Origin of the sequence: Acinetobacter sp. 826659 (assembly GCF_000588515.1) — a bacterium.
Taxonomy (GTDB): Bacteria; Pseudomonadota; Gammaproteobacteria; order Pseudomonadales; family Moraxellaceae; genus Acinetobacter; species Acinetobacter pittii.
This window is the reverse complement of the sequence record NZ_JFYD01000002.1, coordinates 328,207-341,183: the sequence shown is the minus strand read 5'-3', so window position 1 is coordinate 341,183 and position 12,977 is coordinate 328,207. Positions and strand designations below refer to the sequence as shown.

The following is a 12,977-nucleotide window of genomic DNA, read 5'->3' as shown; positions in this document are numbered from 1 at the left end:
ACGAGGTATTATGAGAAAAATATAAAGCGAAGCAAACTGCTAATTTAAATAAATGATAGAAATTGACGTTATCTTAGGATTGGTCCTTTCGCATAAATTTGATTTACTTCAATACATAGACAAAAGAAATACTGATCGAGTCATCAACAAATTATATTTGCTAGTTTTTAAATGATTGTTTAAAACATGATTAAAGACGAATAAAGAGCATGACAATATGTCAAATCAAGAAGGAAAAGTCAGCCGTGAAACTCGCGGGCATATTTTTTTAATTGGTCTAGATCGGGCAGCAAAACGTAATGCTTTTGATAGTCACATGATCAAAGACTTATCACTAGCACTCACCGAATATGAAAATAATGATGCCCTGCGCTGCGCGGTTATTTTTGCTCATGGCGATCATTTTACAGCTGGTTTAGACCTAGTTGAGTTACAACCTAAACTCGCTACAGGTGTTTTTGATTTTAGTGAAAATGAAATTAACCCTTGGGGCACAATCGGCCAAAAGCTCAGTAAACCTTTGATAGTAGCGGTACAAGGTTATTGTTACACCGCTGGTATAGAACTATTCCTCAACGCAGATATTACGATTGCGAGTGAAAATACACAATTTGCTCAAATGGAAGTTCAACGTGGCATCTTACCTTTTGGGGGAGCTACTGCACGTTTTACTCAAGCCGCAGGCTGGGCCAAAGCCATGCGTTATTTACTCACTGGTGACTCTTTCGATGCAAAAGCAGCTTTTGATATGAACCTGATTACCGAAATATGCCCAGATGGTTCTCAACTCAACCGTGCAATAGAACTTGCTGAACATGTTGCGCTAGCTGCTCCTCTTGCTGTAAAAGTGACCCTCGCCTCTGCTCGTGAAGCTATTAACGAAGGTTACGAGGTTGCCTTTAAGCAATTGCAAAGCCATCTTCAACCATTGCTCACAACAGAAGATGTTCAAGAAGGTGTTTTTGCCATGTTGCAAAAACGACCTCCTGTTTTCAAAGGTAAATAATACCCGCACAAGCACTGCACTCTACAGTTTAAAACTTATGGATATACTGAAATTAGCGTAAAAAAAGCCCACATGATGCGGGCTTTTTTTCATTAATATGCTTTATTCAACTCTAACGATTTTACCTAATTCATCATGGTGAACGACTGTAATTTTCTGACTACGTCCCTGCTCAATTTCATATTCAGGTAAATCAAAATAGCGCGCATAATCATCAGTCTGTTTTGCTTTAAGCGCATTACCGCCAACACGATGCTCAGGCAGCACATGACTCCACAACAATAAGCAAATTGCACAAGCAATTAACGCAGTAATGCCATGTTCAATGCCTAAACCAAACGCACTAAACAAACGGTGAACCAAATGTGTTTTTTGGAGCTCAGCCAAAACCCAGATTAGTACAAATGGACGCCACAGCAACAACCAAACCGCCCACATCATGGCTGTGCTTGTTGTAGAAGCATAGCGTTTATGCCATGGTAATTGACGGCGTAAATCAATAATCAACGAATTTGTCTTCATTTCTCTCTTTACCTAACGAAGTGCTGTGGTTTTCCCCAGACATCAATACAGCACGATCTTTAAAATCTCATGACTATTGCATTTCATCCACGAATGCCCCTATCCGGGCTCACCCAACGCGCACGTTTCTCATCTCCACGTTTTAAAACTTTCGGAAATGCCACAATAGTTGCCGAGATGGTGATTAGCCAAAAGACCAATGGATACCAGATCATCCAGAAATAGTTTTTTCCTAGATGTGGTTCATAACGACTATCCATCCATTTGCTTAAAGCAAACTGAATGAGACAAGTCGCCCCCAATAAAATACCGCTACCATACGGTAAAAATGGAGAGCTCACAACGGCTAAAGCAGGGACTGGTAAAATAAAATGTACCAACCATAATAAAGCCATCGCGAGCATTAAATACGACCAAACTAAGGTTAAGCACAGCTCAAACATTAATGGCCATAAAAAATTTAATTTTGGCTTAGTGAACACATCAATATTTTTAATTAATACCTGTGCCCCACCCATAGCCCAACGTAAACGCTGTTTCCACAAACCGTTTAAAGTTTCAGGCATTAAAATCCAGACTAAGGCATTCGGTTCAAAACGAATGTCCCAGCCTGCACGCTGCAATTTCCACGTAATATCGATATCTTCAGTCAACATATTTGGTGACCAATAATCCACTTGATGAACAGCGCTCTTACGAAAAGCGGTAATAACACCAGATACGGTAAATAAGCGTCCAAAGGTACGTTGTGCACGTTTAATCATGCCGACAATCGAAGAAAACTCACCGACCTGAATACGCCCTAATAAAGTTGAGCGAGTACGGATACGTGGGTTACCCGTCACAGCTGCAACTGTTGGATTTTCCTGAAAATGACGAATCATCCACTTTGCTGCATGAGGATCAAGTAAAGCATCCCCATCAATACCAATTAAAAACTCGGCATCGGTCATTAAGCTTCCGGCTTGCAGCCCCATCGCTTTACCTTGGTTTTGAGCCAAATGAACAACACGGAGTTTTTCATATTGTGCTGCTAACCGGTCGAGTACCTCGCCTGTATTGTCCGAGCTACCATCATTAATCGCAATCACTTCAAAATGAGGATAGTCCAGTTTTAATGCATGGCTAATAGTTTCTTCTGCATTATCCCCTTCATTAAAACAAGGAATTAACACAGCGACTTTTGGATAACTCTCTAATGGAGCAGGTTGATCGTAAGGCGGAGCCTGACGTTCTTTCCAATAGAAAATGATCGCGCCAATCATCCATAAATACGACATGAATAATGGATAATAGAAAACGAATTTTAAGGCATGCGACCATATTGCAGCAAAGATTGTCATGTTTTAGCCTCAACTACGGCACAAGACGAGATGATTTTTCAGCAAATGCTTTATGCATAGTGTCCACATCCGGATGATCTTTAATTGGGTCATCTGGGTAATATCCGACATGCATTACACCTTGCTGATAAAGAGAATGAATTGTTGCGGCCATTTCAGTTGAAGGTACCTTTTCGTTTTTACGCCAGTCGGTTGCCTGTAATTCAAAAACGGTTTTCTTAATACCATTTGGATATTGTTTCACGCGATCAACCATATCTTTATAGAACTGATCAGCATTATCGACCTGTTCCATATAAGGCATTGCCATAATAGCCGTAAAGTCATAACGTTTTAATGACTCTTCAAGCGATTGTGAATACCAGTTTTCTGCATATGGTTTTAAAGCAACTTGCGCATATAAGTTACGTGCGGTGAGTAAGAACGGTTCATATTGTCGCACGTCATCAACAAGTTGCATTGCAAAATCATCTAGATATTTTGTCTTATATGCCGTCCACTTTTGCAAATCTTGATCGTTATCGCGAATTTTTGCCAAATCTGTAGGTAAACCTTGTTTCGCATAAGCTTTTAAGGCATCTGGGCTTGCATCTTCATAGTCAGATAAGGTGACGTCGTCATGGAATAAAATTCCGTTAAATGAAGATGACTTCGCCAAATCTTGATAAATCTCACGAATAGTTTGGCGTGCGTCTGCTGAGAACGGACTTAAACGGATATAACCCATGTTGAGGTGTTCACCTGTTTTTGCTTGCTCCGTCACAACCAAATCTTTAGAAACTGGATCAGTTTTTGGTAGTTCCCATGCCAATAAAGGCATCCACGCGTAAATACGACTTACAGGCGTACGCGTTTGAATTTGCCATGCTACACGGTTAAACAAGTCGGCACGCATTGGAATATGACGGTTTGGGAAATACACCATATCAGCAGAGCCATTCGCATCTGGATCTGAAAATGCTTGTAAATAGACAGTATTTACACCCATCGCATTAATTCGGTCTAACAAATGACCTAAATTACGTTCTTGCTGTTTCGGGTCTGGATCATAAATATAGTCCAGATCGATATGCATAATTTTTTGCGGACGGTTGTTATCCGTTAAATTCAATTCACGATTTTTAATTTCTTGAGCCAAATCATCAGTCGTCATATCGCCTTCTACCAAAATACGGCTCATATTTTGTAGAGATTGTTTTGCGTGATCAGCCCCATCATCCAGTGTAATAGTCACTGGCATACCCAATTTTTTCGCAATTTGGACAGTTTGCATATTATAGCGACCATATGGCCACACCATAATACGTGGTGAACGTAAGCCATGCGCTTTGAGTAGCTCGTTATTTTTCTTTAAATCATTATAGATACGTGATTGATATTGTTCATCGTTCTCATAGGTTTGAGTTTTAACATCATAAAAACGAGTTGTTGCAGCAGGTTCAGAGTTACCTTGCGGGTTGCCTGTAATACCGCGGTGTAAATGATAGCTATGGCTTGCAATTTCTACAAAACCACTATCTTGCATCTCTTTCAGCTCACCCCAGCTTAAGATTTTGTCACGTGGGATTTCTTCCCCTGAAAAATCAACTTTCTGCCCTGCTTTTGGTTCTAACCATGAACCTACAACAGCAAGAACAACCGGAATTTTTTTAGCTTTAATGACTGGATAAGCATTTTGATAGAAAGATTGATAACCATCATCTACAGTTAATAAAACTGGTTTTGTAGGCAGTTGAGCCTTACCCTGATGAGCACGGATCAACTGATCAACCGTAATAAAATGGAATCCGTTTTTTTGTAGCCAGTCAACGTGCTGTGTAAATTGTTGAGTGGTCACTGCATATTGAGGAATTAAGGCATTTTTAGTATCGGTAATTTCATGATAACCAATCACCGTAAGTGTTGAAGCGTCCAGTTTAGGTGGTTTAGCTAATGCCATGCCTGACAAACCTGCCAAGGCCAAGCCAAGTGATATGTTCAACAAAGGAGATGCAAAGCGGATAGTCATGAAATAGCGTCTCAATATCAATATAGATTATTTATGTGAAATTTGATGTTAAGCCACAAACTTTTTGAAATTTGGTCTTAATATCACACTGCCTGCAAATGAACAGTTTTTCAGTTAGCATTTATAATCAAATAATCTGAAAATAATCTTAAATATTCATAAAGCTAAAATATAAATTAATAATGTATTTATATTTAAAGCTCATATAAACAAGAAAGCCCTCTAAAGGGCTTTAAGTTCTTCACTAGTCACGAGTTTTGACATCGAATAATTCAATTTCAAAAATTAAATTAGAATTAGCTGGGATAATCTTACCCATTTTACGCTCGCCATAAGCTAAATGAGCAGGTACGATTAATTTACGCTTGCCGCCAACTTTCATTCCCATAATGCCTTGGTCCCAGCCTTTAATTACACGGCCTGTTCCAATCACACATTCAAAATAATTACCGCGGTCAATTGAAGAATCGAATTTTGTGCCATCTTCTAACCAACCTGTATAGTGAGTCGTGATTAAAGCGCCTTTAACAGCCTCTTTACCCTCGCCTACTTTTAAATCGATAATTTCTAATTCATTTGACATGGTTTACCCCTTAATCTGAATCTTTAAAATCGCAGTTGGTACATTAGTGTACCAACTGAATCTGTAGAATTTGTTGCGCTTTTCTGTGTTACTGTAACTGTGTCCACACAACAGTTGCCTGGCCCTTTTCACCTAAAAGCGTCCACTCGTTGTCCATGACATTTAATTGAAGCTGCATCGTACGTTCACACAGTTGCTCTAGCTCTACTGTACTTTGAGGGGCAATTTGCCAAACCTGAACGTTACTTAACGTTTTAATTTTACTGTTTCGTTTCCACCAGTCTTCGACTTGTGTGCCATAAACAACAATCGCCACTGTTTTACAACGTGCACTGGCTTTTTTGACTTTATCTTCAGATGGCAAACCAACTTCAATCCATGTTTCTAACTGACCCGTTAAATCTTTTTGCCATAACGCTGGCTCGTCAGTTTCAAAAAGGTCTTTAGTAAACTCAAGCTCATCACTTGCGAAACGAGCAAAGGCCATCAAACGAACCATTAAGCGTTCTAAAGTTTCCGAAGGATGCAAGGCAAGCGTCAGTTGATAATCACCATAAATATGGTCATCCATATTGGCAATATTCAAGTCTGCCTTATAAATTGTTGCTTTAAGCGCCATGATTAATATGTCCCAAAATTTGGCGCTAAGGATACTCGATTTTGGATAAGAAATTATAAAAAAACTGAACAATCCAAAGCATAGTCATGTGAAATTTGCATATTCTTCCAAAACGCTCCCCTCAAGTTATAGTTGGCCGGCTTTTTGCTTTAGAGAGATATATTTTCCTCTTGCTAAAATTGATGACTTATGTGGCTAAAGCTCAAGCGTAGTTTATTTTTACAGGTTCTTTGTGCTCTATTCCTTGGAGTTGCAGTTGGAATCGGTTTCCATGATTTCTCCCTATCTCTCAAGCCATTAGGTGATGGTTTTATTTCTTTAATTAAGATGCTTATTGCACCAATTGTGTTTTGTGTTGTTGTACTGGGAATCTATGGTGCAAATGACATAAAAAAAATGGGCAAAGTCGGTGCAAAAACCATTCTTTATTTTGAAGTGGTTACTACTATTGCCTTAATTTTAGGCATTATTGTGGCCTATGTATTTAAACCGGGCGTCGGTATGAATATCGATATTAGCCATTTAGATGCAAAAGATTTAAGTACCTATACCGAACGTGCCCACGAGATGCATACAGGTTCGGAATTTCTACTCAATATTATTCCAAAAACTTTCACTGCTGCTTTTGCAAACGGCGATATTTTACAGGTTTTATTGATCGCTATTTTATTTGGTGTTTCCCTACTTTTAATTCCTAAACATTTAGCAGAGCTGGTACGTCAAGCACTTGAAGCTTTTTCAGAAGTCTTCTTTAAAATTATGGGGCTCATTATTCGTTTAGCTCCAATTGGTGTATTCGGTTCAGTGGCTTATACGACTGCCAAATTTGGTTTAGATTCACTCTTACAATTGGGTTATTTAGTCTTACTGTTTTATGCAACCTGCATTTTATTTGTCGTTATTGTTTTAGGTTCGATTTTAAAACTTGCTGGTCTCAATATTTTCAAATTTGTGGGCTATTTTAAAGATGAACTCGCTATTGTTTTAGGTACTGCTTCTTCTGACTCTGTTCTTCCACAAATTATGAAAAAACTCAAAAATTTGGGAATCAAAGATTCCACTGTAGGGTTAGTCATACCTACAGGTTATTCTTTTAATCTAGACGGGTTTTCAATTTACTTAACGTTAGGGGTGATCTTTATTGCACAGGCCTGCAATATTGATTTGTCTATGCATGACTTACTGGCTATTTTGCTGGTTTCGCTCATTACATCTAAAGGCGCTCACGGTATTCCAGGCTCGGCTTTAGTTATTCTTGCAGCCACACTTTCAGTGATACCAAGTCTCCCTGCAATTGGCTTAGTGCTTCTACTTTCAGTCGACTGGTTTATTGGAATTATTCGTGCCTGTACCAACTTAATTGGTAACTGTGTCGCGACCGTAGTGATTGCACACTGGGAAAAAGATATTGATCATGCTCAAGCTAAAGCTGTGTTAGATACAAAACCTTAAATCCATTATGAGAACATTAAATCATCTTTGGTTTAATGTTCTCTATTCTTCAAGCTGACAGGCAAGTAAAGCTGTTTCAAAAACTAACCAATCATGGTTATGTTCGCTAATGATTTCAATGCGGTTATCAATGCCCTCTTCACCTGACTTATAATTAAACTGATCAGGATTAAAGTTAAAAACTTTCCACCCTTGATCTGTGTTAAAAATTCCCTTAATTCGAAGCCAGTCTTGCTGCGCACATAATAAATCTAGCAAATTATAAAAATCGAATTTCCAGCGTTTAGGTAATTTCCAACCTGCCACAATATAGCCTTGTGCCGACTCGACATAATGATAAGGTAATTGATTAATTTCCTTCTTAACCTCGGTTTCAGTCATTTGTTTTTGAAGTTTCAGTAAAGGTTGTATAGATCGCTCAGTTAAACGAGCAGCTACATCAATTTTATTTAACGCTAACTGACCATGTTCAATTTTAATCCACTCTTGATGATAAGGCTGGTATTCGTCTTTTAATAGCTCAAGCGCCTGATCATCTTCAAAAGTCATCACATCGGTATGTGATACCACCACAATTTGAGCAGCTTTTAACTGATCTTCATAAAGGTTTTGTTTAACCCAATTGGTATCGTGCAAACGACTGCCATCTACCACCGTAATCAGTGCTCGCATAGCTAAACTGCTTTGCCAATGAGGTTCAGTCAGTTGGTCAAATAATTGAGAAGGATGTCCAAGTCCAGTCGGCTCAATAAAGAGTCGATCTGGCTTTTGTTCACTCAATAGACGGGCTAAAGCAATATGCATCGGTAATTGACTGCTACAACATAGACAGCCCCCTAATAGTTCTTTGACCGCATATCCTTCTTCTTGGGGTAAGAGTTGTTGGTCTACTCCAATTTGCCCAAATTCATTCATTAATACAGCCCAAACCTCATCTTTAGGCTTTTGGCTTAATAAATGCTGTAACAACGTGGTTTTTCCTGCCCCTAAAAAACCGGAAATAATATGGGTGGGAACAGTTTTTGGGGCTATCAGTTTCACAAGCGGCTCAAATCAACAAGGTATAAAAAACTAAGAAAGGTATATCACTGTTTAAATCCCATGAAAATGATTTTTAACTTTGAAGATATACTTTTCAATTATCAGGCTAAAGCTCTCAATTTGTGACAGGCATCTCATCAATTATCTAAATTAACTTTTAATATCTACAATTCAAACGAAATATCCTATTCAAGCATATTCATAATTCATGCCAGAGTGTTAGGTTTACGTAACCAATTTGGTTTTTTTTCACTCGATAAGAAATATTTTTTCACATTTTAAGGTGTATTTAAGCCCCTTTATTTTACAGATTGCTCACATAAATGACCCGTATATTTCATATTGTTAAGATAGCCGTAATAGATTGTTAAGTTAATTGATGTAATACCAACCTCAGCTTAGCATGTGTCCTAGCTTAGTCATTCAGCCATACAGGTTTCAGGTATGTATGAACGATTAGGTTTAATTTATTTTTAAATGAAATTTAAGGATGCCATAAAATGAAATTAGCTAAAACTTTACTCGCTACTACACTTGCTTTAACTGCTGCTTCAACTTTTGCTGCTTCTAAGCACGACCAAGCACATAACGCTGCTGGTGAAGAAAAAGTTGTTGTTTCAACTCAAGAACAAGCAAACACTGCAAATGCTGCATCTGATGCTGTAGGTTCTGCTTCTGAAGCTGCTCCTGCAACTCGTTAATTCTCTCAGCATTCTCCTCCAAGCTCAGAGATAATTTTACTAAAATGAAAAATGGACGCTGAATTTTGGTAAAGAAGAAAAAGGATCGAACCATGCTGCGGTTCGATCCTTTTTTAATTCAATCTTTTTTAAGAAGTTTTCTTATACATGCTACAAGATGGGTTGTGATTTTCTTGAAGACGTAAAACCTTACGATGCTCAGCAGCTTCAAAGCGGCAACGCTTCCATTCTGTATTGAGATTTAATTGAGGTACTTCACATGGCTTACCCTGTTCATCAACAGCAACCATCGTGAAATAACAGCTATTGGTATGGCGCACTGTCCGCTTCTGGATATTTTGCGCTTCAACACGGATACCGACTTCCATTGAAGTACGACCTACATGGTTCACACTTGCCAAGAAGGTTACCAACTCACCTACATAAATAGGTTCTTTAAAATTTACTTTATCTACAGATAAAGTCACCACGTAGCCACCCGAATAACGACTTGCGCAAGCATAAGCGACTTGGTCTAGTAGTTTTAGAATCGTACCACCATGAACATTACCTGAAAAATTTGCCATATCAGGCGTCATCAAAACTGACATCGTCAATTCAGACTGATCATCAGTTGCTGTGGTCATTTCATCTAATGTAGGCATAGCTCAACTCTGTCTTAAAACAAGCTCAGTCAACATTATGGTTGATAATTCACAAAAAAAACATGCTTAAATCCATAACATAGCATCGTATTTTTTAATATCTTTGATTGTTTTTAAAAATTTAATTTTTTAAGGCACTATTTTTAAAGTTATTTTTTAAAGCTGTTTTATTTATCTTAGAATTTTTTAGAAGATGCTATGCCATTTTATTCCATGTTCAATGGCATAGCAGGTTCTTATGAATGACTTGCTAAACTTTATTAATGACGCCTGTCACACCATTAATAATCATATCAATGGCGATCGTACCAATTAATAAAGCAGATAAACGCCCGACAATATCAAAATAGCGGTCAATATGTTTGGCATGTTTATAGCGTAAATGATCATGTGAAAATTTCATCAAAATCAAAATACTGCAAGTTAAAAACAAGGTGAAGGCAATTACTAGCGCTGCCTCACCAATTGACATTTCAATCCCTGTGACTACCGCAGCGCTAATAGTCCCTGGGCCGATCATAAACGGCATGGCAATGGTGCCAGCCAGATGTTCTGGAGCACCACGCATTTCTCCAATGGTGTCGGCACCCTGAAACACATAGCGGTAGCCAATCACCAAAAAGATAAGACCTCCAAAAATCTGAAAGGCTTCAAAACGTACATTCAGATATTTACTAAAAATTGTTTCGCCGCCCCATGCAAATAGCATGAAGACGACAAAAGCAATCAAACTTCCCTGAATCAGTGCTTTATTAAACACCTTAGCTTCTGAATGGCGAATCAGGCCAATCATATAAATGCTCATTAAAAATGGATTGAGCAAAGAGAAAAATAAAGCAAAAGAATGTAGATAAGGAGAAGCCATGCATTTTCCTCTTAAGCTTGTGGATCTGGGAACAATGGACGATTCCCGGGGCTAATACGATTAATATGTAAGAATGTCATATGTCTTTCATATTTATCTAAAATATCGTTAATGACCTGTTCTTTACTGTAACCGACCAGATCGTTATCTTGAGAGCCATCATAAAGATAGGTTTCAAGTCGGAAATAGAACTGTTTGCCTCGTTTTACACGCTGGCTAAAGTTCGGCGCGCTATAGCGTACAGGCCAAATCTGATAAACAAAGTTTTGCTCTTCTTCCAAATGGATAGTGAGATCTAGATGGTAAAGCGTATCTTCATCTTCAAGCGGGGTTTGCTGCACGTCCACATTCATACCCTGCTTAATCAACTCATCAGCAACAGCCTGAACAGCTGGCAAACACACCGTATCTAGCATGCGGTGTGTTTCAGTAGTTCCCGGATGATGCATCACTCGAGTTAAACGCTGTTTCCAGTTCAGAATATCAACGTTCCCTACGACTGGCGCTGCATTCATACTGCGACTAGCATGCCTGTAATCTTCAAGTCTAAGGGACTTATAAAGCCCAGCCATCACAAGAAACATCACAAAACTAAACGGCAACCCCATAATAATAGTTGCGTTTTGCAAGGCGGTAATGCCGTTGGTCATGAGCATGGCTAATGTGAGTAAACCAATCGCCACAGCCCAAAAAACGCTTAGCCAACGTGGAGCATCATTATCGATATTAGTAAGTTTAGTGGTGAAGTTACCTAAAACCAGCGCTCCCGAATCGGCAGAAGTCACGTAGAACAAAAGCCCTGTTACGGTGGCAATTGAAGCGATAAAGGTAAAGCCCGGATATTGTGCTAATAAGTCATAAAAACCATGAGCCGGATTTGCTAATACCGTTGCTGCTAAGGTTTGGTTGCCTTCAAAAATAACACTGTGCAGTGCGCTATTACCAAAAATAGATAACCACGTGAGTGTAAATAGAAGTGGAATAATTAAGGTACCGCATACAAACTCACGAATGGTACGCCCTCTTGAGATACGTGCCAGAAAGAGTCCTACAAATGGAGACCAAGCAATCCACCACGCCCAGAAGAAGAAAGTCCAACTACTCATCCACTCTTTCGGCTGTTCAAAAGCAAAACTTTGTAATGCTAAAGCAGGGAAACGAGTTAAATAGTCACCAATATTTTGGACAAGGGCATTGAGTAAAAACTCAGTATTTCCCAAGAATAAAATAAACAGCAATAACCCGACCGAAACATAAATATTAATTTCAGATAAAATCCGCAGGCCTTTATTGACCCCGGATGTCACCGAAATAACGCTAATGCCGACCGCAACAGCAATCAGGATAAATTGCATCCAGATATTTTCTGGTAACCCCAATAACACATGTAGGCCATAATTCAGCTGTACTACTCCAATCCCGCAGGTCGTCGCAATACCAAAAATTGTCCCGATCACGGCAGCTGTATCAACACTATGCCCAATTGCCCCATTAATTCTTTGTCCAAAGATTGGATAAAGTGCAGAGCGAATGGTAAGCGGCAAATTATAACGATAGCTGAAATATCCCAATGACATACCAATCAAAGCATACATACACCAGCCAGTTAAACCATAGTGAAACAATGTCCAAACCATACTTTGGCGTGCTGCTTCATAGGTTTGACCTGCTCCGACCGGAGGTTGCATGTAATGAGATAGTGGTTCAGCAACCGAGAAGAACATGAGGTCGATACCAATACCAGCCGAGAACAGCATGGCAGACCAACTGAGTAAACTAAACTCAGGCTTTGAATGCTTAGGTCCTAATTTGATACTGCCATATCTTGAGCAGGCAATAAAAATCACGAAGGCCATATATAGTGTTGCCGCAAGCAGATAATACCAACCAAAGGTTGAAGTTACCCACTGAAGCACAGCATTCATGACTCGATTTGCAAAATCGTTGAACAAAAACGTGACGAGAGAAAAAATTAAAATAAGTACAGCTGAAAAATAAAAAACCACACGGTTGAGCGGGTCTTTTTTAGATTTAGATAATGTTAAATCATCAACTGCTCTTGGATTATCTGTTGCCATACAATCCTCAAGGAATAAAATAAAAACAAAATATTTAATTTCGTCTTTTCACTCTTATTTAAAACAATGAAAAGACGACTTTAAACGCAAAAAAATAATATATAGATGTGATCGA

At 38.8% G+C, this 12,977-nt stretch carries 12 protein-coding genes; 3 read left to right on the top strand and 9 right to left on the bottom strand.

Annotated features, from left to right (window positions below; genetic code table 11):
- Positions 1 to 217: 217 nt before the first annotated feature.
- Positions 218 to 1,006, top strand: coding sequence for a crotonase/enoyl-CoA hydratase family protein (locus J663_RS06175; RefSeq protein WP_033848551.1), 789 nt, complete (start codon positions 218 to 220; stop codon positions 1,004 to 1,006).
- Positions 1,007 to 1,108: 102 nt separating this feature from the next.
- Here the strand turns inward: J663_RS06175 and pgaD are convergent, their stop codons facing one another.
- From pgaD to J663_RS06150, 5 genes are all read right to left on the bottom strand, one after another.
- The gene (pgaD, locus tag J663_RS06170) at positions 1,109 to 1,528 is read right to left on the bottom strand and encodes a poly-beta-1,6-N-acetyl-D-glucosamine biosynthesis protein PgaD (protein WP_033848549.1); all 420 of its coding nucleotides are present in this window, start codon (positions 1,526 to 1,528) and stop codon (positions 1,109 to 1,111) included.
- Positions 1,529 to 1,611: 83 nt separating this feature from the next.
- Positions 1,612 to 2,871, bottom strand: coding sequence for a poly-beta-1,6-N-acetyl-D-glucosamine synthase (gene pgaC, locus J663_RS06165; protein WP_033848547.1), 1,260 nt, complete (start codon positions 2,869 to 2,871; stop codon positions 1,612 to 1,614).
- Between the two features lie 13 nt (positions 2,872 to 2,884).
- Positions 2,885 to 4,879 carry a poly-beta-1,6-N-acetyl-D-glucosamine N-deacetylase PgaB gene (gene pgaB, locus J663_RS06160; protein ID WP_033848546.1) on the bottom strand — a complete coding sequence of 665 codons (1,995 nt, stop codon included), beginning with the start codon at positions 4,877 to 4,879 and terminating at the stop codon, positions 2,885 to 2,887.
- A gap of 244 nt (positions 4,880 to 5,123) precedes the next feature.
- Positions 5,124 to 5,462 carry an FKBP-type peptidyl-prolyl cis-trans isomerase gene (locus J663_RS06155; protein WP_002117532.1) on the bottom strand — a complete coding sequence of 113 codons (339 nt, stop codon included), beginning with the start codon at positions 5,460 to 5,462 and terminating at the stop codon, positions 5,124 to 5,126.
- 88 nt (positions 5,463 to 5,550) lie between these two features.
- A complete protein-coding gene (locus J663_RS06150; RefSeq protein WP_033848544.1) occupies positions 5,551 to 6,081 on the bottom strand; it encodes a YaeQ family protein in 531 nt (176 codons plus the stop codon).
- Between the two features lie 189 nt (positions 6,082 to 6,270).
- Between J663_RS06150 and dctA the strand changes: the two genes are divergently transcribed.
- Positions 6,271 to 7,533: a C4-dicarboxylate transporter DctA gene (gene dctA / locus J663_RS06145; RefSeq protein WP_033848541.1), complete on the top strand. Its 1,263-nt coding sequence runs from the start codon at positions 6,271 to 6,273 to the stop codon at positions 7,531 to 7,533.
- Positions 7,534 to 7,575: 42 nt separating this feature from the next.
- Here the strand turns inward: dctA and J663_RS06140 are convergent, their stop codons facing one another.
- On the bottom strand, positions 7,576 to 8,574 hold the full coding sequence (locus tag J663_RS06140; protein WP_033848539.1) for a CobW family GTP-binding protein: 999 nt from the start codon (positions 8,572 to 8,574) through the stop codon (positions 7,576 to 7,578).
- Between the two features lie 500 nt (positions 8,575 to 9,074).
- Here J663_RS06140 and J663_RS06135 point away from each other — a divergent pair, with 500 nt between their 5' ends.
- Positions 9,075 to 9,275 carry a hypothetical protein gene (locus J663_RS06135; RefSeq protein WP_032005829.1) on the top strand — a complete coding sequence of 67 codons (201 nt, stop codon included), beginning with the start codon at positions 9,075 to 9,077 and terminating at the stop codon, positions 9,273 to 9,275.
- Between the two features lie 128 nt (positions 9,276 to 9,403).
- Here the strand turns inward: J663_RS06135 and J663_RS06130 are convergent, their stop codons facing one another.
- From J663_RS06130 to J663_RS06120, 3 genes are all read right to left on the bottom strand, one after another.
- On the bottom strand, positions 9,404 to 9,919 hold the full coding sequence (locus J663_RS06130) for an acyl-CoA thioesterase (RefSeq protein WP_005070756.1): 516 nt from the start codon (positions 9,917 to 9,919) through the stop codon (positions 9,404 to 9,406).
- 250 nt (positions 9,920 to 10,169) lie between these two features.
- Positions 10,170 to 10,784: a MarC family protein gene (locus tag J663_RS06125; RefSeq protein WP_002117499.1), complete on the bottom strand. Its 615-nt coding sequence runs from the start codon at positions 10,782 to 10,784 to the stop codon at positions 10,170 to 10,172.
- A gap of 11 nt (positions 10,785 to 10,795) precedes the next feature.
- Positions 10,796 to 12,862, bottom strand: a complete 2,067-nt coding sequence (locus J663_RS06120; RefSeq protein WP_033848536.1) for a choline transporter — start codon at positions 12,860 to 12,862, stop codon at positions 10,796 to 10,798.
- Between the last annotated feature and the right edge of the window lie 115 nt (positions 12,863 to 12,977).